Genomic DNA, 23,015 nt, shown 5'->3' on the forward strand with positions numbered 1-23,015 from the left:
CGACGCACGACTCACGCACGCGCCGCCTTGACCGGCGGCCGCGTGCCGTCGACCACGGTATCGTCGATCGGAAAGTGCAGCAGCGCCGCGAACACGCCGGCTAGTGCTGTCGCGCCCCAGATCAGCGAATACGAGCCGGTCACATCGAAGACGAAGCCGCCTAGCCAAGCACCGAGAAACGAACCGAGCTGATGGCTCAGAAAGCACACACCGAACAGAGTGCCCAGGTGCCGCGTGCCGAACACCTTCGCGACGAGTCCGCTTGTCAGCGGTACGGTGCCGAGCCACGTAAGGCCCATCACCGCCGCGAATAGCACGACGGACACCGTCGACTTCGGCAACAGGAAAAACGCCGCAATCGCCGCGCCGCGGATCAGATAGAGCCAGCCGAGCACGGTCTGCTGACGGTAGCGGCCACCGAGCCATCCGCATGCCCAGCTGCCGGCCATATTGAAGAGCCCGATCAGCGATAGCGCGGTCGCGCCGAGTCCGAGCGGCATATGGCACAGAAACAGATAGCCGGGCAGATGCGTCGCAATGAACGCGAGCTGGAAGCCGCACGTGAAAAAGCCGAGTGTCAGCAGCCGATAGCCGCGATGTCGCGACGCCTGCGCGAGCGCGTCGCGTAAAGAAGTGGGCCGCGCGTCATGCGACGTGGCCGCGACCGTATGTGCAGCGGTCGCACCGCGCGTGCGGCGATCAAGCACGATGCCAAGCGGCGCCGCGAGCAGCATCACGAAGGCGAGCACGAAGAGCGACATGCTCACGCCCGAGCTCAAGCGGACGGTTTGAGCGAGCGGCACCATCAGCACCTGACCGACCGACCCGCCGGCGCTTGCGATACCCATCGCGAGACTGCGCTGTTGCGCCGATGCAATGCGGCCCACCGCGCTCAGCACGACGCCAAAGCTCGTGCAGCTGATGCCGATACCGACCAGCACGCCAAGGCCGACCACGAGCGCCCAGCCGGACGACGCGGCCGCGGCGATCGCGAGACCTGCCGCGAACGCCGCCGCGCCGAATGCGACCACCGGCGCGGCGCCATGCCGGTCGGCCGCCGCACCGGCGAATGGCTGCGCGAAGCCCCACACCAGGTTGTGCAGAGCGATTGCGAACGCGATCAGCGTGACGGGTACGCCGCGATCGAACGAGAACGGGCCGATCAAGAGACCGAAGGTTTGCCGCACGCCCATCGCCGCGCTCAGAATGAGCGCCGCCGCGACGATCACGAGCGTCAGGTGGGTTTTCAAGGATAGCGAATGACCGCGGATTGCCGTCGACATGGTGGTTTCCTCCTCGCGGCGATAGTGGCAGCGATGAGAAGCGGCGGCAAAGGAAAAGATTTCGACGGCAGGTGAGAAATTTTCACCCGAACCCGACCTTATTCAGTCGCGGACGTAACCGGTTCGACGAGTACCGCTTCCGCGAGCAGCCACTGCCTGAACGCGAGCAGATCGGGCCGCGCGTCAGCCGCGTGTGCGCTGACCAGCCAGTAGGCCGGCTCAGCGACGACGATCCGGTCGCTCGCGGCGACGAGCGTGCCCGCGGCGAGGTCCGCATCGGCAAGCGGCAGCCGGCCGATCGCGATGCCAAGACCGCCGGCCGCGGCCTCGAGCGCGAGCTGCACGGTATCGAAGTGCAGGCTGCGGGACGCGTCGATGCCGGTATAACCGGCGCCGTCGAGCCACACCTGCCAGTCGGCGCTCGCAGTATCGACGTGGATCAGCGTGGCGCGGCTCAGGTCGGGTTGAGCAACGCAGGCGCCGTCGGCCGATCCGGTGCTCGACGCGGTCAAGGTATCGAGGTACGCGGGGCTGCAAACGGGCACGAGCCGCTCGCCGAAGAGCCGGTCGCATGATGCGCCCGCGACGGGCCCTCGGCTTAAACGCAGCGCGAAATCGAAACCGTCGGCCGGAAAGCCCATCAGCCGGCGCGACGTGTCGACCGTCACATTGACGTTCGGCCAGCTGTCGCGAAAGCGTGCGAGGCGTGGCACGAACCAGCGCATCGCCAGCGTCGGCGCGCAACTGACGGCGATCGTGCGGTTTGCGCGTCGGTCGGGCAGCCGCTGTGTGCCGATCGCGATCAGCGCGAACGCCTCGGAGATATACGGGAGATACTGTTTGCCCTCCGGCGTCAGCGACAGCCCGCGCGGTTCGCGCACGAACAGCTCGACGCCGAGCGCCTGTTCGAGGCCGACGATGCCGTGACTGACCGCGCTCGGCGTCACATTCAGCTCCGCCGCAGCGAGCTTGAAGCTGAGATGCCGCGCGGCCGCTTCGAAAAAGCGCAGTGACGACAAGGGCGGAAGGCGAAGCGGCATCAGGCATTCCCGTAGGTGGCGTGGGTCGATGAAAGAGGTATCGGGACGCGCGCGATGCGGCCCCGAACCTGAAAGATAGCAAATCGACGGAATAAGCCGGCGCGTCGGGTGTTGTCTCCAGAATGGCGGCCGGGAGCGGGCGTTCTGCGATGCGCGTGGACCTGCTCGTACTGTGCGTGACCGGTCGCATGCCTGTCCACTGCGCATGAGGCTCGAACCCACCGTGACAGAACACGCACGCCTTGCCGGCCGCGCGGCGCGCCGGCGCACCGTTCTCCGCATGATCGGCGCGGCGGCCGCGCTGGCGCCGTTCGCCGGTCCGCGCAGCGCTCGCGCCGCGGCTGGCAAACAGCTGAACATCTATAGCTGGCCCGACTATTTCTCGAGCGCCGATCTGCGCGCTTATGCGCAGCAGTCAGGTGTCACGCCGACGATATCGACGTTCAATTCGAACGAGACGCTATTTGCGAAGCTCAATAGCCCAGCGGGCGTGGGGTTCGATATCGTGATCCCGTCGTCGAGCTGGATTGCGCAGTTTGCGCAACGCGGGCTATTGCAGGAACTCGATCACAGCCGGCTCAATCTCGCGTCGCTCGACCCCAAGCTGCTGAACCGTGAGTACGACCCAGGCAACCGCTATTCGTTGCCGAAGGACTGGGGGCTGCTCGGTGTGCTCTACGACCCGCAGGCGACCGGCGAGATCGTCACGTGGGAAGACTTTTTCAAGGCCGGCGAGAAGCCGGGTGTGTCCGGCAAGGTGCGTCTGTCGGTGTCGGGCTGGGAGACGATCGGGCCCGAACTGTGGATGCGCGGCCAGGACTGGAACCACGCAAGCGCCGCGCGGATTCGCGCGGCAGCCGAGCCGGTCAAGCGCTTCGCGAAGCACGTGAAGACCTTTGCGACACTCGAACCCGACGCGGCCGCGAACGGCTCGATCGTGCTCGCGCAGACCCACCAGGCGGGCGCGCGTGCCGCGATAGCGCTGAACCCGCGGCTGAAGTGGGTCGTGCCCGGGCCGCTGAGCGAGCTATGGGTCGACAACTACGCAATCGCCAGGCACGCGCCGGATGTCAACGATGCGTATGACTTTCTTGCCTATCAACTGCGTGCCGATGTGCAGGCGGCCGAGACGCGCTACCTCGGTTTTCCGGCGGCGTTGGCGGGCCTGCGCGAGAAAATCGGCCCGGATGTGCACGACGCCGATCTGATCTTCGGCGGCAAAGGGCTCGACTTCAGCAAGCTGACATCGTTTGTGGTCAATCCGGATACGATTGGCGTCTATCTGCAGATGCAGACGGAAATTCGCGCTGCCGCGGGTTGACGCGGGGCACGCGTATGCGCGAGATGCCCGATCACCTGCTCGCGGTGCTGCCCGCGTCGTGGCTCACGGTGTTTTTTCTGGTGCCGCTTGGCTTCACGGCCGTGTTTTCGTTTGGACACGCGACGTTCGGTGGCGTGCAGCCGGGTTTCACTCTCGACAACTACGCGGCGGCACTGACCGGCTTTTACGGCGAGACGTTCGCGAGAACGCTGCGCTTCGCCGCGACGGCGTCGCTGCTGTGCGTGTGTGTCGCGTATCCGGCTGCGTACTTCATCGCGTTTCATGCGCGACGGCGGCTCTTCGCGTTGATCGTGATTCTCGTGCCGTACTTCTCGAGCTTCCTGATTCGCGTGATGTCGCTACGCATCGTGCTCGCGCGACATGGCATCGCTGAAACCGCACTGAATGCAGTCGGCCTGCATGCGGGTGCGCTCGACGTGCTCGACACACCGATTGCAGTCTTTATCGGTATGGTCTATGTCTACCTGCCGATCGCGATCGTTCCGCTCGCCATCGTGCTCGAACGCATCCCTCGCGAACTGATCGATGCGAGCGAAGACCTGGGTGCGACCCGCTGGCGCACGTTTTCCGCAGTGATTCTGCCGTTGAGCCGCCCCGGTATCGCGACCGCGTTGTTGCTCACCGCGGTGCCGATGCTCGGCGAGATGGTGATTCCAACGCTGCTCGGTGGCGGTCGCGGCGTGCTGATGGGGCAGGCGATTGCCGGGCAGTATCTCGATGCGCAGAACTATGCGCTCGGTTCGGCGATGGCGATGACCGTGCTCGCGGCCGTCGCGCTGCTGGTCGCGGCACTCGCGCGCGTCACGGCGGGATGGGCGGAGACCGGGCGATGAGCGGGCAGGGCGCCGCGGTGGACACTCATCGCGCGGCGTATCGTGAGTCCGGTTCGCGCTACGCGGATACCGGACTCAGGCTCTGGTATGCGCTGGTCGTGCTCTTTCTGTTCGTGCCGATTGCCGTCGGCCTCGTGTACTCCTTCAATATGGGCGTCGATAACAGGCAGACCGCGACGCTGACCGGCTGGACGTTGCAGTGGTATGCGGCGGCGTGGAACGATCTGTCGTTGCGGCACGCGGTTGCGCAAAGCGTGATCGTCGCCGCGTGGTGCGCACTGCTGTCGGTGTTACTCGGCACGATGCTCGGGTTTGTGATCGTGCGGCATCCCGCGCAACGCGTGCGGCGCTTGCTGAGCGGGCTCACCTTGTTGCTGCTGATCGTGCCGGAGTCCGTCATCGGCATTTCATTGCTGCTGTTTTATGCGGTGACAGGTGTGCCGCTTGGGAGCGTGACGCTGGTCGCCGGCATCGCGCCGATCGCGATTGCCGTCGTTGCGCTAGTAGTGCGCGCCCGCATGCTGACGCTCGATGGTGATCTCGAAGACGCCGCCGCTGATCTGGGCTGTACGCGCACCGCGACGCTGCGCTTGATCGTCTGGCCGCAACTGGTGCCGGCGGTTGTGGCGGGCGGCGTGATGGCGTATACGTTCTCGTTCGATAATCTCGTCGTATCCGCGTTTCTGACGACGCCGCAAACCGGCACGCTGCCGGTTTATCTGTACGGCAGTCTCCAGTACGGTCCGTCGCCGGCCGTCTATGCGGCCGCGTCGGCGGTGTTCGTGTTCACGGTGCTGATGCTCGCGCTTGCGGTGGCGTTCTACTACGCATTGCAACGTTCGACACGCGAGCCCGTTTCTGCATGAAATGCCCAAAGCGCAAAGGCCATTGAATGTCCTCCTTCGATCTTCGCTTGCTGCTCGATCCGCCGCGTTATCCCGCCAACCGTTATGCGCCGCTCGCGGATCGTATCAAGCGCTTGCTGGCGACGCACGCCAATGTTGTGTTCGTCCAGGCCGAGGCGATTCTCGCGCTGGAGGCGGTTGCGATCAGTATCGCGCGGCCGGGTCGGGTCGCGGTCAATGTGGTGACGAGCCCGTATGGCGCGTGGTTCGGCACGTGGCTGAGCCGGGGCGGCGCCGGCGTTCATCAGGTGAGCGCGGCGCCGGGGCAGCCAATCGATGCGGCTGCGGTGTCCGCGTGTCTGGAGCGGTTACCGCAGGTCGATATCATCGCGGCGGTGCATGCGGAATCGTCAAATGGCGCGCTCAATCCGCTTGCGGAACTGGCGGCGCTCGCACGATCGCGCGACGCGCTATTCGTCGTCGATGCGGTCGCTTCGGTTGGTGGCCATCCGATCGACTTCGATCAGCATGGGATCGACATTGCGGTGATCGGCGCGCAAAAGGCGCTCGCGGGGCCCGCCGGCGTGTCGGGGGTCGCGGTCAGTGCGCGCGCGTGGGCGCATATCGCGGCATCGCCGGATGTTGCGCCGTCGAGCCTGTCGCTAATGGACCTTAAACGCAACTGGCTCGAGCGCGGCCGGCTCGCGTTGCCGGGCATGCCGCCGCCGCTCGAATTCTGGGCGCTTGAAGCAGCGCTCGATCGGGTCGAAGCGGAAGGCATCGAGCACGTGATTGCACGCCATCGGCAAGCGGCGCGTGCCAGCCGTGCCGGGCTGCGTGCGCTCGGTATCGAACCGTGGATTGCGCGTGACGAGGCGGCGTCCGCGCTCGTCACGTCCGCGCCGGTGCCGACCGGGGTTGATGCGCATACGCTGATCGCGGACGCAGCGCGGATGGGTGTCGAACTCGCGCCGGGCTATGGAGAGATCGAAGGGCGGCTCGTGCGGCTCGACCACACCGGCACGCGTGCGAAGTTCGATGCGGTGCTCGCGAATGTGACCGCGTATGGCACGGCGCTTGAACGCCAGCGCGTCGACGTGGATATCGGAGCGGCGGCGCGCGCGGTGAACGATGTGTATGCGGCTCGCTGAATCTCGCATCGCCCGTTTGGGTCCCCCGGAAAGGATGAGCCCAGCTTCCGGAGGACCCTTCAAGTGCGAATGCTACGTCGCAATCACGCAACCGGTTACTGCTCGGTAGCGTGGGTGGAGCCGGGCCAGACGCCGGTCATTTCGATTTCACGACGACCCGTCAGCCATTGCCCCAACGGGCTGGGCCAATTGAACGTGTAGTTGTCGTCGTTCATCACGCCCTTGAATTTCACTTCGACATGGATGTTCGTCGCGTTCAGCGGAATGTTGCCGACCGTCTTCGAAATGCCACCGGACAGCGAAAACGCGTCGTTTCGCGGGCCCTGCGGCGTGTCGTACGCGAGCTTGATTTGCGTCACGTAGGTGCAACCGGGCTTGTTATTGAAGAAGATCTCGAATGCGCCAAGGCGGGTGATCCAGTTCGGAATCAGCAGCGTGCCGTCGAACGATGCGACCGTATACGCGATCGGGATGGGGCTGGTGGCGAGTTCTTCCGCCTTGAACGGCCACATATGCTGATCGACGCTTTTGTTCTGCGTGGCCGACAGAAACGAACCCTTGCCGTTGATCCCGCCCAGCATGTCATGAATCGCGCTGGCCGACCCGGTCAGCGCGAATGACGAACTGTTGTCCTGCGAGCCGACGTTCAGCCCACTATGCGCGAAGATTGCGCTGGTGACCACGCCGAAGCCTTGCGAGATCTTTCCGTCCGAGCCCATGCTGACCAATTGCGCCTGCTCGGCCAGCCACTTCAGCGTGTCAGGTTTCGACAGCACCGTCAGATCGTTGATGTAGGCTTCCGACGCGATACCGAACTCCGACGCGATCGAGCCCACCGACGCGAATTCCCACTTCACCTCGACACCCGCCTTGACCTTCGTTCCGGTATCCGGATCGGTTCCCGATCCATCGAGATTCACGTTGGCTTCCGTGCGGTGAACATTGTTCGAAGACAGTTTCCATTGATTCGGAACGGTTCGGCTGCTGACGACAACCCCAGGCGTCGCTTCCTTGACGAGCGTGAAGTCGCCGGTGTCCGGCGTAATAATGCCGACGGCGCCCGGCGTGAGTTTCGGTGAAAGCGTCCAGTTGCCCCAGTAGGACGGACGACCATTGCGGATCAGATCGGTGAATGCGCGATTCCAGTTCATGGTTTTCTCCTCGCAGGTTGAAGACAATACGAAGCCCCGCGGCCAGGATGGCCGCAGACGACTCCGTAAGTTGGTGCAGCAGTGATGGGTGCAGAAACGGCCTGACGCGCAGCGCTCCGGCCGCATGAGCGGGAATGAGCGGGTTATCCCCAGTTGGTCAGGCCGATGAGCGTCTGTCGCTCCTGCCGTGTGAAGATCTGAAGCTTGGGTGCGACTTCGAAGACCCGCGCCGTGAATGCGTCCTTGGTGCCCGGCAATGGGAAGTGGCCGTGATTGGCGTTGATCGTCTTGCCGCGAAGGTCGTCGCCGAATTCCGTGAGAATCTGGGCTTCAATCGCGTCGTGATATTGCGCGTGCACTGCGGCGTCACTGGGCACGTTCTCGTCTGTCAGGTTGAGAGCGTTCGCGAACTGCTCCTTGAATTTTCCCAGTCCGGTTCCGTCTGAAAACAGCGGAGTAAGAAGGCACAGGTGATCATCCACCACGAGATACCGGACGTCGGACGTGTCGTCTCGCTTGAATACGTGAAGGGTCATTATTCAGTCTCCTGATGAGTTCGTTCAATCTGTTGCCGTAAATGGCAGCAGTTCAGATGTGCGTTTTATCGATGCAAAAAAGATTAGGGTTTGAGATGTTTCGCGATATATCCGGCGGCCTGATCACCTTACGTACTTATTGCGTCTGATCATCCTGGCGCAAAGCCACTCAAGATTTCTGACCATTTCTGGCGATCCGAGCTACCGTGTTTGGTGCGCACGCTCGATAAGAGAACTCCGATTTAGCAAAATGTGTTGCGTCTCGCTCACCACTGGCGCGTTGGTGGGGACGCGGTCTGTCGTGTGAAGATAGATTACGCAGCGTCGCAAATTAGCATTCCATAACGACGTCGATGAACAAAAACAATTACCGGCTGGCATACAGCCGGCTGAGAGAAATGCTCGTTGCAGTCGCGGAAACCGCGACTGCTTCGAGTAACGAATCAAGTCATATCCGCATTCCGACCGTGGGCGCCGCGACACATCGCGCCGTAGCGCCCGCTCTCAGGCCGATCGCATTCGCGATCCTTGTGATGTTGGGGGGCGTGCCGTCATGGTCCCGCGCACAGACGCCTGAAACGATTGTTCCGGCCGGTCCGAACGGTCCCACCGTGATCCAGACGCAGAACGGGCTCCCACAGGTGAATATTCATCGCCCGTCGAGCGCGGGCGTCTCGATGAACACATACGGGCAGTTCGACGTACCGCAGCGTGGCGCGATCCTGAACAACTCTCCGACGGTTGTACGGACGCAGCAGGCGGGCCTGATCAACGGCAATCCGGACTTCGGCGGTAGTGACGCGGCGCGCGTGATTGTCAATCAGGTAAACAGCAGCGCGGCCAGCCAGATCAACGGGTATCTGGAGGTCGCGGGGCGGCGCGCGGAGGTGGTCATTGCCAACGGGAGCGGAATTTCCGTCAACGGTGGCGGATTTATCAATACTTCGCGCGCGATTCTCACGACAGGCACGCCGAACTTTGCGGCGGACGGTTCCCTTGCCGGCTTCAACGTCTCGCGCGGCACGATCAGCATTCAGGGCGCGGGGCTGAATGGTTCGGAGGCTGACCAGGTCGATCTGCTCGCCCGCGCCGTGCAGGCAAATGCCGCGATTTACGCGAAGGACCTGAACGTCGTGACCGGCGCGAATGCCGTCGATCATGGCTCACTCAACGCTACGCCGATCACCGGTGATGGCTCTGCACCGGGCGTGTCGATCGATGTGAGTCAACTTGGGGGCATGTACGCGAACCGCATCGTCCTCGTCGGCACCGAGAAGGGCGTCGGCGTGTCGACCCGAGGTGTGCTGGCCGCGCAGGCCGGCGACCTGATTCTGACGGCACAGGGCAAGCTCGAGCTCTCGGGGCAGACGACCGCGACGGGCGATATCTCGGCGAGCGCGCGCGATGGCATCGACAACAGTGGTGTCAGCTATGCACAGCAGAACGTCAGTGCGAACACGGCGGGCGCGTTCACCAGTAGCGGCGTGCTCGCAGCGCAGCGGGACGCGACTGTCAGCGCGGGCAGCGTCGCGTCGTCGGGTACGTTCGGTGCGGGTGTGAATCGCGACGGCACGATTGCGGGTTCGGGCAACCTGTCGCTGACGTCGACCGGCGCGCTTGTTGCCAGTGGGCGTAACGTGGCGGGCGGCAACGCGACGGTACAGGGTGGGGCGCTCAGTCTTGCGGGCAGCAGGACGTCGGCGAACGGCGCAATGAGCCTTGCAGCGACGGGCGGCGACCTGAACCTGGCGGGTGCGACGACCACAGCGGGCGGCCCGCTCCACGTGAGCGCAACCGGGACGCTCACGAACGATGACGGGACGCTCGCGAGTTCGGACAACGGGGCGCTCGTGGTCAATGCGGGCGCGCTGTCGAACAACGGTGGCACGATCGCAACCAGCGGCGCGCTCAACGTGAGCGCAGGCGCGGTCGCGAATCGCGGCGGTGCGCTCGCGGCACGGACAGCGGCGACGCTCAACGTTGCTTCGCTCGACAACAGCGCGGGAGGATATGTTGGTGCGCGCGATGTGTCGGTGTCGGCGCAAGGCTCAATCGACAATTCCAGTGGGCAGATCGAGGCGGACGGCGACGCGGCAACGCTCGCGGTCACCGGCGCGATGCTCGACAACACAAACGGCCGTATCGCCAACACGGGAACCGGCGCAACGACTGTCAGTGCGGCCGGCATCATCAACCGCAATGCGGGCACGATCGGCGGGAACGGCGACGTGACGGTCAACGCGCAATCGCTGTCGAATACGAACCGCGCGCAGCTCGTCGCAGGCCATGACCTGACGCTGAACATTACGCAACTCGCAGACAACACGAACGCGACGCTATCGGGCGCGAACCATGTGACGCTCAACGGACCGGCCGCGGAGCTGGTCAATGCGGGCGGTACGATCTACGGCAACGGCGCGGTTGTGCTCAACACCGCTTCGCTCGATAACAGCAGCGGGCGCATTGGTAACGAAGCAGGTAGCGGCGGCTCGGTCGCAATCAGTACCGGCGCGCTGGCCAACCAGGCCGGGGCGATCGGCAGCGACCAGAACCTGAGTGTCGTGACCGGCACGCTGACGGGCGACGGCACGATCATCGCGGGCAACGATGGCGCGGTGACGATCGGCGGCGACTACACGCTGGACGGTGCGAACAACATTCAGGCGAATCACGACCTGACATTCACGACAGCCGGTACGTTCACCAATCAGGGCACGCTCGGCGCAGTGAATGCGCTGACGGTGAGCGCAGCGAACGTCGAAAACCAGGCTGGCGCGAAGATCAATGCGATCGATACCACGGTCAATGCCGCGGGCGCGATCAGCAACGCTGGCCGCATTGAAGGCGACAGCGTGACGACGCACAGCACGTCCCTGTCAAACATCGCGACGATCGTCGGGAATACGGTCACGCTGAACGCCGGGTCGATCACCAATTCGGGCGCCGCGGCGGCCGTTGCGGCAGCGTCGGCCGTCAATCTGTACGCATCAGGTGGCATCGCGAACACGGGCGGCGCGAGCATCTTCAGTCTTGGCGACATCAACATCGCGGCGGACGGCACACGCGATGCAAACGGCCTGCTCGCGAACCGCGTGAATACGGTGACGAACGACCAGTCGACGATTGAAGCGCAAGGCAACATTGAAATCGCGGCAGACACGCTGACCAACACGCGCCCGGCGCCGACAGTCGAGACCGTGACGACAGGCGTCGAAACGACTCACGAGACCAAGCGCGACAAGTACATGGCATGTACGCTCACGAACGCGAATTCGCATTCGTCGTGTACGCAGGACGTATGGGACTACGGTTATCTGAATCTGCTCAACGTCACGTACAACAGCGCGGACGTCGTCTCGACAGCGGACGGCCCGAATGCCGTGGACCGCATGCTGGTGGTGAACGTCAACGGGCAGCCGCAGACGATCTACTACAACACCATCACGGCCAACAGGAACGGCACGATCACGGTCACCTATTGGGATGACTACGACCCGCATGTCAACTTCGACCCGGCGACGGAATATCCTGGCGATAACCAGGCGCACCACCATTACCAGCGCGTCGAAGTCGCGCGCGACACGACGATAACCACGCAGCAGGATCGGGTCACTGGCCCGCAGGCTCAGCAGGCACAATTGATCGCGGGCGGCAACGTGACGCTTGCCAATGTCGGTACGGTCAACAACGCATACAGCGCGATTGCCGCGGGGGCAGACATTGCGATCGGCAGCAACGGTTATGGGGCAACGCTTGTCGATAACACCGGACAGACCCTGTACCAGTACCAGCGGCAGGACATCGTCTCGACGTACGCATGGAACGAGGACATCGGCCGCGACCGGGGCGCGGTCGCGCAGCCGTCCATCATTCTGACACCGGTCGCAATCGGTGGGATCGGCGGCACGATCATCGCGAACAACGCGGTGCAGATCAGTGCAACCGACATCAGCAACACGAATGTCGCGGCGGCGAACTCGGCCACCGGCGCGACAGGCGGGACGCTCGGCGCGAACGGGCGGGTGAGCGACACCGTCAATGCGCCGCAGTCCATCACAGGGCCGAACGGCGCGCTCGCGATCACGTTGCCGAAAGGCGGCCTGTTCACGTACAACACCGCGCGCGATGCGTCCTACCTCGTCGTGACCGACCCGCGCCTGACGGGTTACGCGAGTTTTATTTCGAGCGACTATATGCTCGGTCAGCTTGGCATTGATCCTTCAAGGACCATCAAGCGCCTGGGCGATGGCGTGTACGAACAGCAACTCGTGCGCAACCAGATCACGCAACTGACCGGCCGAACCTACCTGCAAGGCTACGCGAGCAATGAAGACGAATATCGCGCGCTGATGAACGACGGCGCACATGTCGCGCAGGCGTTCAGTCTTGTTCCCGGTGTGGCACTGACGGCCGCACAGATGGACGCGCTGACCAGCGACATCGTGTGGCTCGTCAACCAGACGGTCACGTTGCCGGATGGTTCGACGCAAACCGTGCTTGCCCCGGTTGTCTATCTTGCACACACGCGCGCAAACGACCTGCAACCAACCGGCGCGCTGATTGCGGCCGACGATATCGCGATTCATGCAACCGGCAGCGCGAACAATTCGGGCGTGGTCAAAGGCGGCACGCGGACTGTTGTGAGCGCCACCAGTGTTCTGAATCGCGGCGGCGTGATTGGCAGCAGTACGCAGAATGGAACGACCGTTGTCTCAGCGATAAACGATGTAGTCAACGCTTCGGGGCGCATCACAGGCAACCGGGTTGCCGTGCTGGCTGGCCATGACATCGTCAACACCACGCTCGTCGATAACACGGGTATCCGTTCTACAACGGGCAACAGCGCGGTCAACCAGACCCTGCTCGGCGCGCAAGGCGCGATAGTGTCGACGGGCGACATGGTGATAGCGGCCGGCCATGACCTGACGGTGCGCGGTGCGAGCATCGCGGCAGGCGGCGATGCGCAGATCGCGGCGGGTCATGACCTCAGGGTCGATACGGTCGAATCGCATACCTCGCAGTCGGTCACGAGGAACGCTGACAACTTTGTACGCACGGATACGACGCAGCACCAGACGAGCGGCATCAGCGCGGACGGCAGCCTCGCGATGCAAAGCGGCAACGACATGACGTTCAACGGTGCGACGGTCAGCGCGGGACGCGATCTGGCGGCGGTCGCGGGCGGCAACCTGACAGCTACGACGGTCACGAATTCGGCTAGTCGTGACGATGTCACGCGCGGCGACAAGACTCGCAGCGGAGAAGATCGAAGTTACGACGAACAGGCGGTCGGTACTTCGTTCACGGCCGGCGGTAGCGGCACGCTGGCGGCGTTGAGTGCGGATAACACTAAAGGCAATGTCGCGCTGACAGGCTCGACCCTTTCTGCCGGGACCGCTGCGGCCAACATCGCGGCATCCGGCAACGTCGACCTCATCGAGGCGCGCGAAGAACATGACAGCTTTTCGGCGACAACGTCCAGACGCGGCAGCTTCGTGCATGGCTCGACAACGGATGAAATGCACGCGTCGCAAACGAACGTAGGCGTTGCCAGTACGGTATCGGGGGAGACGGTCACGATCGGCTCAGGCAAGGACCTGACGGTTCGGGGCAGTAACGTGGTGGGTACGTACGACGTGAAAATGGCCGCGGCCGGTAACGTAACCATCACCACATCGCAGGACGCGCAGAGCACGCAGAGCGACTATCAGAAGCGTGAGTATGGGTTCCTGTCGGGACTTAATCTGCTGAATCAGCTCGACGGTGGGCTGCAAGGCTATTCGATCGGTGTGCGCAAGACAACCGATGCGCAGCAATCGACACAGGTGACAAACAACGCAAGCATGGTCGGCTCGTTGAACGGCAATCTGAGCGTGTCGTCGGGCAACGACCTGCATGTGACCGGCAGCACGCTGCACGCTGGCCATGACGTGAATCTGAGCGGCAAGACGGTGACGATCGATGCTGCCCGGAATACGGCGACATTCGACGAGCAGCAGTCGTTTGGCCAGACGGGAATTACCGCTGGACTGAGCAATCCGGTTATCGCAGCAGCGCAGACCGCGAACCAGATGCGCAAGGATGTCCAGCACACAAAGGGCGATGTGCGTCTGAATGCACTCGCGGCCGCGACCACAGGACTTGCGGTGAAGAACGCCTTCGATGCCGTTGCCGCTGATCCATCGCATCTTGGAGGCATTGGCGTAAACGTTTCGCTTGGGACGAGCCACAGTCATAGCAACACATCCGAGTCTGTGACGACGGTGGTGGGCAGCAGCGTCAGCGGTGGACGTGACGTCAATATATCCGCTGCGGGTGCTGGTGCGAACAGCAATGTCACGGTGACCGGCAGCGACATGACCGCGGGGCGCAATGCGACGCTCGACGCGCAAGGCAATATCGTGTTGCAAGTCGCACAGAACAGCGATGTCACGCGCGGCGAAAACAGCAGCACCAGCGGCGCGATTGGCGTGACGTTCGGCTTCGGTCAAAGCAACGGTATCTCGTTCGAGGTTGGTGTATCGGGCGCGAAGGGTCATGGCAGCGGTGCAGACACCGCATGGACCAACACGCACGTCGCCGCTGGTGACACGCTCGCGCTGCATTCCGGCGGCGACACGACGCTCAGGGGCGCGACAGCCGACGCACAGCAGGTCGTTGCGAACATCGGCGGAAACCTGAACATCGAGAGCTTGCAGGACACCAGCCACTACGACTCGAAGCAGACGAGCGGTGGTGTGTCGGTGAGCGTATGCGTGCCGCCGATTTGCTACGGTGCATCGAGCGTGTCAGGCAACCTCAGTCAGGAAAAACTGAACAGCGACTACGCGAGCGTGACCGAACAGTCGGGCATCCGTGCGGGTGATCGAGGTTTCCAGATTGACGTGAAGGGGAACACCGATCTGAAAGGCGGCGTGATTGCGAGCAGCGATGCGGCGGTCGCGAGCGGCGCGAACAGCTTGAGTACGACGACGCTTACGCATAGTGATATCGAAAATTGGGCTGCGTATAGCGGTTCGTCGGTGGGCGTCGGCGGCGGGTACGGCGGCAGCATGGGCACGGACCAGAAAGGTAAAGCGACCAACGTCAACCCGATTCCGGGCTCGACGCTTCCGGGGGCGGACGGCGTATCGCTCGCGCCGCCCGTGGCGCTGTCGGCTTCGGACGACGCTCGTTCGACGACGCGAAGCGCGATCAGCGACGGTGCGATTCGCATCACAGACGATGCGAAACAGCGCGCGTTGAGCGGGCAGAGCGCTGACGAAGCGGTCGCCAGCATCAGCCGCGATACGTCAGGCACGCAGGCGACGATTGCGCCGATCTTCGATAAGGAGAAGATCGAGGCGGGCTTTGATATCGCGAGCCAGTTTGTCGCGCAGGCGGGCGTGTTCGTGAACAATCGGGCGAGGGAAGCCGATGCGGCGAAGGCCGCCGCCAGCGATCCGAACCTGACGCCGGAACAGCGGGCAGCGGCACAACAGCAGGCCGATCAACTGAACGATGAATGGGGGCCGAAGGGTTCGTATCGTCAGGTGTTGACGGCGTTGACGGTGGCCGCTGGCGGGAATGTGACGGGCGGCATCGGGCAGTACGCGCAGGCTGCAACGGTGGCGTATTTTCAGGAGCTCGGCACGTATCAGGTTAAGAAGATTGCTGATTCGCTCGACAGTGAGTCAGCGCGCGCGGCGTTGCACGCGATTGTCGGTTGTGCTGGCGCTGCGGCAAGTAGTCAGGGGTGCGGCGCGGGTGCGATGGGCGCGGCGGCGAGCTCGGTGATCGGGTCGCTGCTCAAGCCGACGGAGAATATGTCGGCTGTCGATCGCGTGGCGCGTGAGAACCTGGTGAATAGTCTCGTTGCGGGGATTGCAACGGCGACCGGGACGAATGCGGCGACGGCGACTGGCGCGGCGCGGATTGAAGTGGAGAATAATCAGGTTTCCATCGGCGATTGGGCGAAGCGCACGTATGGAAGCCCGGTCGAGGACCTTGCGCGCTGGGCCAAAGAGTTTGCGGGGCAGGTGGCAAGCAATAATGGGCAAACGCCGCCGGCAGATGCGGACCCGCTGGCGGACGCAATGAATGGCGGTAAGCCACCGACTGGCACGGCGGGGGCGGTTGTGACACCCGTGCTGGCCGGAATCGTCGCAGCGGCATGTGCGGAGGGTAATGCGGGCGCGTGTGCTTCAATGGCGATGGGGGCGGTGGCGACGCCGGGGTCTGTGCCCGGGAATGTCATTTTTAATAACGGAAACGACACCGGTAACGGACAGGCGCCGAGTGGTGGCCAGTCTGATGCATCCCTTCCCACGGGTAGCAAGGCCAATCAATTCAACCAACCAAAGAATCCGGCATATCAACCAACTCGTAACACACCAGCCAATATTGATGGAACAGACTATGCGGGGCACGCGCTTGATCGAATGCAGGATCGAGGACTAACACCTTCAGTTATCAAGAATACGATCGATAATGGTGTGCCAACGCCAAGCCGTGGCGGTACGACGGTATTTTATGATCCTAAAAATAACGTTTCAGTGGTTACGAATAGTGAAGGCAAGGTGATTACGGTCAAGTATGGGAAATGATATGAAAGCTGAGGACGTAGTTGAGCGTGCCCGGACAGCTGCAAAGGATCATCTTGAGTATGCTCGATTCGTGCAGGATGCGGAAACATTGCACGATGCTCTTCAAGATGAGAAACGGAGATCTGCATACCACGCCTGTTGGTTTGAGCTCGAAATAGTTAATGCCTTGGCACTAGACGAGTGGGAATCCGACGGCAAGCCGAGCGATTGGGCCGCAACGTGGAACGAACGCTATAAGAGGGATGCTGAAGAATTAATCGCTAACCTGTGCGCGGTATTGCTTCAATCGTAGTAACAAGAACCGGTGAAATGGTTCAAGTCAGCAATAAGAAAGATCCGGCCTGGATTGTTGACGGTCGAATTCAGTGGAACGATGTAAAGGGAAAGTAAATGAGTAACGCGAATGAACGTATTGACCCTTGGAAACGCTACGCTGACGCAGAAGATTTTTTTCTCTTCATGGCAATATTGTCATGAAGCTCACCCCAGAGGCGGCGATTGAGGTCTGCGAACGCGCTGCGAAAAGAGGCTTGCTCGTTTCTCGTATCGAAGGAGGAATATGGAGGAATCCAGGATTCGAAGCACGTATTGACTGCATATGGGATGGCGCAGAGCCGCCCTTAGACGCGAAGGCTGCACACGAAAACAACTTAATTGCGATCGAATTCATCCGATCCGAGTTTCCGGAACACGATACGTTCATCATCACTATGCTGCCAATAACGGGTCGTGCGTGATGACAATCGGCATCTTACTTGCATCCTACGACCAAGCAAGATGCATGATTGATCACAACGGGGTACGTGCCAGATACGGCAACGTTGGCGAGCGGCGGTAGCCAAACTAGAAATTTTCGTGTCACAACATCGGCGTGTCACGAAAAGTATTACTGTGCCGATGAAGTTATACAGGGAAGGATGAGATGTTAAGAAAAAGCGTTTTTGTTACGGTACTATCATTAGTAGTACTGGGAGGCTGCGCAAGTCAGGGAGTCCAGCAATTGAAGAAGGAAAACCAGGCCACCGTCGGAGAAAAAATCACCAAGGGCAAGAGTACGAAGGACGACATTCGATCAGCGTTTGGGGACCCTACGGAAACGTCATTCACCGATAGCGGCAACGAACTATGGCGCTATCGTTACACGTACTCCACAGCAAAAGCGATCAATTTTGTCCCTTTCGCCAATATTTTCACCTCCGGCGCGGATGTGGACAAAAAGGAACTGGTGGTCTTCTTTGACGACAAGGGCGTCGTAAGAAACTATTCGATGCAGGCGAGCAAGGAAGAAGTCAGGAACGGAATCCTTCCGCAATAGCGGATAGTCCTGGAAGCAAAATTCGAGACTTTTCCAGTCCCACATAGACCGAGGCGGATAAGAAAATCCGCAGTTCGCCTCGGTACGCACGTCAATCACATCCGTTGCAGTCCATGAAAGTCACAAGCAGGCTAGCGGCTTTGCCGCTCACAGCCCTGGTAACATTCGCCTCAAATGCACAGCAAGCACCGACGCCAGCCGATGACGCCGCAGCAGCGCGCGCCAATGCAGAGCAGAGTCAGCAACTACAGCAGCAGCGCGAAGCACAGCAGCGCGCCGCAGCAACTCAAACGCCCGTCGTACGCTCGACGATCTCGACAATCGCCGGCTATCCCGCACTTCCACAAGAGTCGCCGTGCTTTAGTATCAGCTCGTTCGCGCTCACTGTCCCCGCGGCGCTATCCGACGCCGCGCGAAGCAGGGGAGCGTCAGCACGACCACTCGACCCGTTCGCTTTCGCACGCGAATGGCTCGACCACTACAAACACCAATGCATCGGCAAGGAAGGCATCGACACGCTCACCAAGGGTTTGCAGCAGACCATACTGAGTCGCGGCTACGTGACGACGCGCGTGCTTGTACCACAGCAGGACCTATCGGAGGGCAGGCTCGAGTTCGCGCTCATACCCGGAGTCGTACACCAGATGCGCTTCGCCGATCCACGCACGCGGGGCACGTGGAAGTCGGCGTTCCCGCTTGGCGATGGCGACCTGCTAAACCTTCGCGATCTCGAACAAGGCTTGGAGCAGATGAAGCGCGTCGCATCGCAGGACGTCGACATGAAGATCGAACCGACCGACACGCCCGGTGAAAGCGATGTCGTGCTGAACGTCAACCGCTCGAAACCCTGGACCTTCGTCGCTTCAATCGACAACGCCGGCACTGAGGCGACGGGCAAATGGCAAGGCAACCTCAGCCTCGGCATCGACAACCCGCTCGGGCTGAATGACATATTGATGGCCGGCGCCAATCAGGACCTATCGTTCGGCAACAAATCGCTCGGCTCGCACGGCTTCAACGGTTCGTACTCTGTGCCGTTCGGCTACTGGACAGCAACGCTTTCCGGCAACACGAACACCTACTATCAGAACATTGCGGGCGTCAACCAGACGTTCGTCTCCAGTGGCAATTCACAAACCGCGGCTCTGCGCATCGCGCGCGCGCTGACACGCAGCCAGAACGACGTATTGGGAGGGTACTTCCAGCTTTCGAAGCGCTTCGGTGAAAGCTTCATCGACGATACGACGATTCCGTAGCAAAAGCGCAACAACACGTTCATGGAAGCAGGCCTGACGGACCGGCATTACTTCGGCGCATCGCAGTTCGACGGGACCCTTGCATACCGTCAGGGCATCGGCGGGCTCGGTGCGACGCCCGATCCGTATCCGGTCGGACCCACTTACCGCTATCACATGGCCGTGCTCGATGCGAACCTGTCCGTTCCATTTGCGGTCGCGAAACAGAACTTCCGTTACGTGATGACCGTTCACGGACAATTCACGAGCGACACACTGTTCTATCTCGACGACCTGACGATTGGCAGCCGCTACACCGTGCGCGGCTTCGATGGCGAAACCATGCTCGCAGCCGAGAAAGGGTTCTATTGGCGCAACGAACTGCAATGGCCGATCTTGCAAACAGGGCAGACGCTGTACGCTGGGATCGATTACGGACAAGTGTTCGGACCCAACACCGCATTTCTGGCCGGGACCCAACTGGCTGGCGCGGTGATTGGCATGCGTGGCGGCATCCCCGCGAAATTCGTCGGCGTGTCATACGACCTGTTCGCTGGGAGGCCGCTTTATAAACCGGCTGGGTTCCCAACCGCGCGTGTGACGGTGGGCGTTGCAGTCACAGCACGGTTCTGAGGGCACTCTCGACTATCGGGGCGGAGTGGGGCTTTCACTCCCGATGCCCGCATCGGGAATAAGTCCAAGCGCGCGTGCGGTCTCCTGTGGCAGCTCGACCGTCACGGACGCATCGCCGTCGCGCGTGGTCTCCAGGTGAACCGCTACGCCATCGAGACGCAGATAGACCGCAGTTTCGTTCCGACCATCAACAAGATCGTCGAGCACATCGAAATAAAGATGAAACCCCGGCTGACTCGCCGTTCTGTCGCGCCATTTGATGCTTGCTTTTGTGCTCATAATCCATTCCTCCCGTTACTTCTCCGACAAGTCACCACGAGTTTACTGTTTGCACTTCTTGAACGCTTTCCAGCGCGGCGTATATCTCATTTGCGCGATCGACATATGTTCCATGTCCATGCGCGCTTCGGACGCATAGCCTTGTGCCAGCGTTTCAAGTCCCAGGAGCAATGCTTTCCGTTCATCAGGCGACGCGTCATTGCGCGCGATCGCGCTTAGCATTGCGCTGATTTGCGTCAGTTGATGACTGGTGCGAACAGCATGGGTAACGGCGGCGAGGCTGAATCGCTCGAGGTGGGCATAGCGCTTTCTATGCTGCTTCGACGGAAAGCATTGACCGTTGTCAAATGAAACTGCTTTGGGGGTGTTGGTCACTGTGCGTCCTCCTCTGTCAGAGAAAGCCCGCGACCGACCTGGAAAGGATGGTGAGCGGGCACGATGGCAGGGTTGGCAGACCGGCGCCGAGACCAAAACCGGCAGACCCCGAAGGTCTCCCTGCCACGGCCCGCCCATTGACAACGGACGTACAGAGGCAGAGCACGGCCCGCATATATACGGGCGTGCCGGTCTCGAAGCGGTCAGGCTGCCAAGCCCAAACCGTCGAGGTTACGACGGCGTCCGAAGTATAGGGCGACACATATGCTCAAAGATCAACCGCACAAGCTATGATCGTCGCGCGACGGATAATGTCGACCGTACAAATTCCGACCTTCGGAAAGACACACCCTATGCGACCGCAGTCACCCCCTCCGTCCCCCCACTCACACACCGCACCACCGCCGCAAGCGTATTTTTCAAATGCTCGCGCGTTCGCTCATACACGACCTTCTCATCTCGCGCCCGATAAGCCGCGAGCAACGCCGCGTGCTCATCGTTATTGCTAGCCATCATGTCCCGCCGCACATGCATCGCGAGCGCCACATACGGCCTCGCGACGCTAAACAGCGCACCCACCATCGCAAAGAGCCGCGTATCGGCTTCGCATGCGACCAGATGCTCGTGGAACGTCTCGTTGAGCATCGACCAGGCTTCCGGCGAATCCGTCGCGAGCATCGTCCGATGACACGCTTGCGCCGCATCGAGCTGCGCGGCGCTCGCACGCACGCAGGCCTTTTGAGCGAGCATCGGTTCGAGCACCATCCGCAGTTCGTAGATCTCATCGACATCGATCGCGGTCAGCCCGCGCGTGACGACGCCCCTGTTCGGACCGATCGACACGAGCCCTTCGGCGCGTAGATCGCGAAACGCCTCGCGTACCGGCGTCGTGCTGACGTTGAGCCGCGCGGCGACTTCTTCCTGCCGCAGCCGCGTGTTCGCCGGATGAAGCCCGCTGAGGATCTCCGCACGCAGTGTGTTGAGCACGTATTGCTGGGCGGTCTGGAAGTGTCGGGTCAAGGCGCGCCTTTTTTTGTCGATAAACGTTAGCCGAACGCCGGCAACACCGCCTGCGCCCACGCGGCGAACTCCAGCACGCTGCGGTCCGCGTCGCGCGCGCCGATCAGTTGCAGCCCAAGCGGCAACCCATTCGCCGTGCGCCCCGAAGGAATCGTCACGGCCGGCATACCGAGAAAACTCCACGGGACACAGAACGTCGCGTCGCCGGTATCGTCAAGCCCGCGCGGCGCGCCGCCTGTCGCCGGCGGCGACACGAGCACGTCGCAGCCACCGACAAATGCCGCCGATTGCGCGGAAAGCTCCTTTTGCAGCGTGCGCGCTTCGTCGTACTTTGCGGCCGGCACCGCGGCGCCGGCTTCGACCAGCGCCTTCATCCGGTCGCTGACCTTGTCCGGATGGGTCGCCGCAACCGGGCCGATGTTGCGATGCGCTTCGACTTGCAGAATCGTATGCAGTGCATCGACGATCACCGGCAAATCCACATGCAATTCGAATTCGAACGGCTGCACGCCAGCGGCATGCAGCCGTTCGATCGATGCTTCGAAATTCGCCTTCTGTTCGTCGTCGGCGCGCGACCAGAGCGACGTGCGGATAATGCCGACCGAGATCGGGCGGCGCGGCGTAAAAGCGGCCTGCCATGCATCGACAGAGGCGAGCGCGTCGGGATTGCCATCAACGAAGAGCGCGTGCGCCAGCGCCACATCATCGACGCGATTGGCAAAGAAACCGATATGGTCGAGCGATTGCGACAGCGGATGGGCGCCCGTGGTCGGCACGCGCCCGTGCGTCGGCTTGTAGCCGACCACGCCGCAATAAGCCGCCGGACGGATCACCGAACCGAGTGTCTGTGTGCCGACCGCAAGCGGCACGATACCCGCGCCGACCGCGGCGGCCGATCCGCTCGACGAGCCGCCCGGCGTATGCAGCGGGTTCCACGGATTGACAGTCGGCCCCGGCTGGCGCCATGCGAATTCGGTGGTCACGGTCTTGCCAAACACGATGCCGCCGAACTCGCGAATGCGCGCGACGATCGCCGCGTCTTCAGCCGGCAGGTGGCCTGCATAGACCGGCGAGCCGTAGGTGGTCGGCATGTCGGCGGTTGCGATCAGGTCCTTCACGGCGATCGGCATGCCCGCGAGCGGCTTGCTGGCCGCGTGGTCGACGCCATCGTAGTGATCGGGCCGGAAGGTAAAAGCCTTCAACTGCGGGTCACGCTCGTCGGCGCGCGCGCGAGCCTGAGCGAGCCGCGACGCGCACGCTTGCGCATCGCCGCGGCTCGCGATCAGGGTCGTGGCCCAAGGCTGGTTGTCGAGTTTCATGGAGGTGGGTTGACGGAGTTGAACGAAGGGCAGGGCCGCGCGGTGTGGGTCCGCGACGGCAGTCGGACCGGCG

16 protein-coding genes and 1 pseudogene are annotated in these 23,015 nt (G+C 62.1%); 9 read left to right on the forward strand and 8 right to left on the reverse strand.

Features of this window, described 5'->3' with window-relative positions:
* Positions 1 to 11: 11 nt before the first annotated feature.
* Both HV796_RS07735 and HV796_RS07740 read right to left on the reverse strand, forming a co-directional pair.
* The gene (locus HV796_RS07735; protein ID WP_175225882.1) at positions 12 to 1,283 is read right to left on the reverse strand and encodes an MFS transporter; all 1,272 of its coding nucleotides are present in this window, start codon (positions 1,281 to 1,283) and stop codon (positions 12 to 14) included.
* Positions 1,284 to 1,381: 98 nt separating this feature from the next.
* Positions 1,382 to 2,323, reverse strand: coding sequence for a LysR substrate-binding domain-containing protein (locus tag HV796_RS07740; protein WP_175225883.1), 942 nt, complete (start codon positions 2,321 to 2,323; stop codon positions 1,382 to 1,384).
* A gap of 223 nt (positions 2,324 to 2,546) precedes the next feature.
* Between HV796_RS07740 and HV796_RS07745 the strand changes: the two genes are divergently transcribed.
* The 4 genes from HV796_RS07745 to HV796_RS07760 are packed head-to-tail and all read left to right on the forward strand — an operon-like array spanning position 2,547 to position 6,494.
* Positions 2,547 to 3,644, forward strand: coding sequence for an ABC transporter substrate-binding protein (locus HV796_RS07745; RefSeq protein WP_175225884.1), 1,098 nt, complete (start codon positions 2,547 to 2,549; stop codon positions 3,642 to 3,644).
* 14 nt (positions 3,645 to 3,658) lie between these two features.
* A complete protein-coding gene (locus HV796_RS07750; protein WP_175225885.1) occupies positions 3,659 to 4,498 on the forward strand; it encodes an ABC transporter permease in 840 nt (279 codons plus the stop codon).
* Positions 4,495 to 5,364: an ABC transporter permease gene (locus HV796_RS07755; RefSeq protein ID WP_175225886.1), complete on the forward strand. Its 870-nt coding sequence runs from the start codon at positions 4,495 to 4,497 to the stop codon at positions 5,362 to 5,364. Before HV796_RS07750 ends, HV796_RS07755 begins: the two co-directional genes overlap by 4 nt.
* Positions 5,365 to 5,390: 26 nt before the next feature.
* On the forward strand, positions 5,391 to 6,494 hold the full coding sequence (locus HV796_RS07760; protein WP_175225887.1) for a pyridoxal-phosphate-dependent aminotransferase family protein: 1,104 nt from the start codon (positions 5,391 to 5,393) through the stop codon (positions 6,492 to 6,494).
* A gap of 95 nt (positions 6,495 to 6,589) precedes the next feature.
* On the opposite strand, the gene HV796_RS07765 is transcribed toward HV796_RS07760, so the two are convergent.
* Together HV796_RS07765 and HV796_RS07770 are read right to left on the reverse strand one after the other, a co-directional pair.
* A complete protein-coding gene (locus HV796_RS07765; RefSeq protein WP_175225888.1) occupies positions 6,590 to 7,645 on the reverse strand; it encodes a hypothetical protein in 1,056 nt (351 codons plus the stop codon).
* A gap of 143 nt (positions 7,646 to 7,788) precedes the next feature.
* A complete protein-coding gene (locus HV796_RS07770; protein ID WP_175225889.1) occupies positions 7,789 to 8,181 on the reverse strand; it encodes a hypothetical protein in 393 nt (130 codons plus the stop codon).
* A gap of 353 nt (positions 8,182 to 8,534) precedes the next feature.
* Between HV796_RS07770 and HV796_RS07775 the strand changes: the two genes are divergently transcribed.
* From HV796_RS07775 to HV796_RS07795, 5 genes and pseudogenes are all read left to right on the forward strand, one after another.
* Positions 8,535 to 16,766 (forward strand): hemagglutinin repeat-containing protein, encoded by an 8,232-nt coding sequence (locus HV796_RS07775; protein ID WP_175225890.1) that lies wholly within the window; start codon positions 8,535 to 8,537, stop codon positions 16,764 to 16,766.
* A 1-nt stretch (position 16,767) separates the two neighbouring features.
* Positions 16,768 to 17,058: a hypothetical protein gene (locus HV796_RS07780; RefSeq protein ID WP_175225891.1), complete on the forward strand. Its 291-nt coding sequence runs from the start codon at positions 16,768 to 16,770 to the stop codon at positions 17,056 to 17,058.
* 181 nt (positions 17,059 to 17,239) lie between these two features.
* On the forward strand, positions 17,240 to 17,503 hold the full coding sequence (locus HV796_RS07785; protein WP_246355743.1) for a colicin immunity protein: 264 nt from the start codon (positions 17,240 to 17,242) through the stop codon (positions 17,501 to 17,503).
* 263 nt (positions 17,504 to 17,766) lie between these two features.
* Entirely contained in the window at positions 17,767 to 18,081 is a 315-nt protein-coding gene (bamE, locus tag HV796_RS07790; protein ID WP_246355744.1) for an outer membrane protein assembly factor BamE domain-containing protein, read from the forward strand.
* A 113-nt stretch (positions 18,082 to 18,194) separates the two neighbouring features.
* Positions 18,195 to 19,949, forward strand: a pseudogene (locus tag HV796_RS07795) (ShlB/FhaC/HecB family hemolysin secretion/activation protein).
* Positions 19,950 to 19,961: 12 nt separating this feature from the next.
* Here the strand turns inward: HV796_RS07795 and HV796_RS07800 are convergent.
* The 4 genes from HV796_RS07800 to HV796_RS07815 form a co-directional block, all read right to left on the reverse strand.
* Complete coding sequence (locus HV796_RS07800; protein ID WP_175225893.1) at positions 19,962 to 20,228, reverse strand: hypothetical protein; 267 nt, start codon at positions 20,226 to 20,228, stop codon at positions 19,962 to 19,964.
* A 42-nt stretch (positions 20,229 to 20,270) separates the two neighbouring features.
* Complete coding sequence (locus tag HV796_RS07805) at positions 20,271 to 20,603, reverse strand: hypothetical protein (RefSeq protein WP_175225894.1); 333 nt, start codon at positions 20,601 to 20,603, stop codon at positions 20,271 to 20,273.
* A gap of 351 nt (positions 20,604 to 20,954) precedes the next feature.
* Positions 20,955 to 21,623, reverse strand: coding sequence for a GntR family transcriptional regulator (locus HV796_RS07810; RefSeq protein ID WP_175225895.1), 669 nt, complete (start codon positions 21,621 to 21,623; stop codon positions 20,955 to 20,957).
* A 26-nt stretch (positions 21,624 to 21,649) separates the two neighbouring features.
* Positions 21,650 to 22,942 carry an amidase gene (locus HV796_RS07815; RefSeq protein WP_175225896.1) on the reverse strand — a complete coding sequence of 431 codons (1,293 nt, stop codon included), beginning with the start codon at positions 22,940 to 22,942 and terminating at the stop codon, positions 21,650 to 21,652.
* Positions 22,943 to 23,015 lie beyond the last annotated feature (73 nt).

Origin of the sequence: Paraburkholderia humisilvae, assembly GCF_902859855.1 — a bacterium.
In the GTDB taxonomy this organism is placed as follows: domain Bacteria; phylum Pseudomonadota; class Gammaproteobacteria; order Burkholderiales; family Burkholderiaceae; genus Paraburkholderia; species Paraburkholderia humisilvae.

What these genes read in the sequence shown, in the direction of transcription:
- HV796_RS07740 (WP_175225883.1), bottom strand. Translation starts at nt 2,323, where the DNA reads ATGCCGCTTCGCCTTCCGCCCTTGTCGTCACTGCGCTTTTTCGAAGCG.
- HV796_RS07750 (WP_175225885.1), top strand. Translation starts at nt 3,659, where the DNA reads ATGCGCGAGATGCCCGATCACCTGCTCGCGGTGCTGCCCGCGTCGTGG.
- HV796_RS07775 (WP_175225890.1), top strand. Translation starts at nt 8,535, where the DNA reads ATGAACAAAAACAATTACCGGCTGGCATACAGCCGGCTGAGAGAAATG.
- HV796_RS07770 (WP_175225889.1), bottom strand. Translation starts at nt 8,181, where the DNA reads ATGACCCTTCACGTATTCAAGCGAGACGACACGTCCGACGTCCGGTAT.
- HV796_RS07780 (WP_175225891.1), top strand. Translation starts at nt 16,768, where the DNA reads ATGAAAGCTGAGGACGTAGTTGAGCGTGCCCGGACAGCTGCAAAGGAT.
- HV796_RS07765 (WP_175225888.1), bottom strand. Translation starts at nt 7,645, where the DNA reads ATGAACTGGAATCGCGCATTCACCGATCTGATCCGCAATGGTCGTCCG.
- HV796_RS07815 (WP_175225896.1), bottom strand. Translation starts at nt 22,942, where the DNA reads ATGAAACTCGACAACCAGCCTTGGGCCACGACCCTGATCGCGAGCCGC.
- HV796_RS07785 (WP_246355743.1), top strand. Translation starts at nt 17,240, where the DNA reads ATGAAGCTCACCCCAGAGGCGGCGATTGAGGTCTGCGAACGCGCTGCG.
- HV796_RS07755 (WP_175225886.1), top strand. Translation starts at nt 4,495, where the DNA reads ATGAGCGGGCAGGGCGCCGCGGTGGACACTCATCGCGCGGCGTATCGT.
- HV796_RS07800 (WP_175225893.1), bottom strand. Translation starts at nt 20,228, where the DNA reads ATGAGCACAAAAGCAAGCATCAAATGGCGCGACAGAACGGCGAGTCAG.
- HV796_RS07735 (WP_175225882.1), bottom strand. Translation starts at nt 1,283, where the DNA reads ATGTCGACGGCAATCCGCGGTCATTCGCTATCCTTGAAAACCCACCTG.
- HV796_RS07760 (WP_175225887.1), top strand. Translation starts at nt 5,391, where the DNA reads ATGTCCTCCTTCGATCTTCGCTTGCTGCTCGATCCGCCGCGTTATCCC.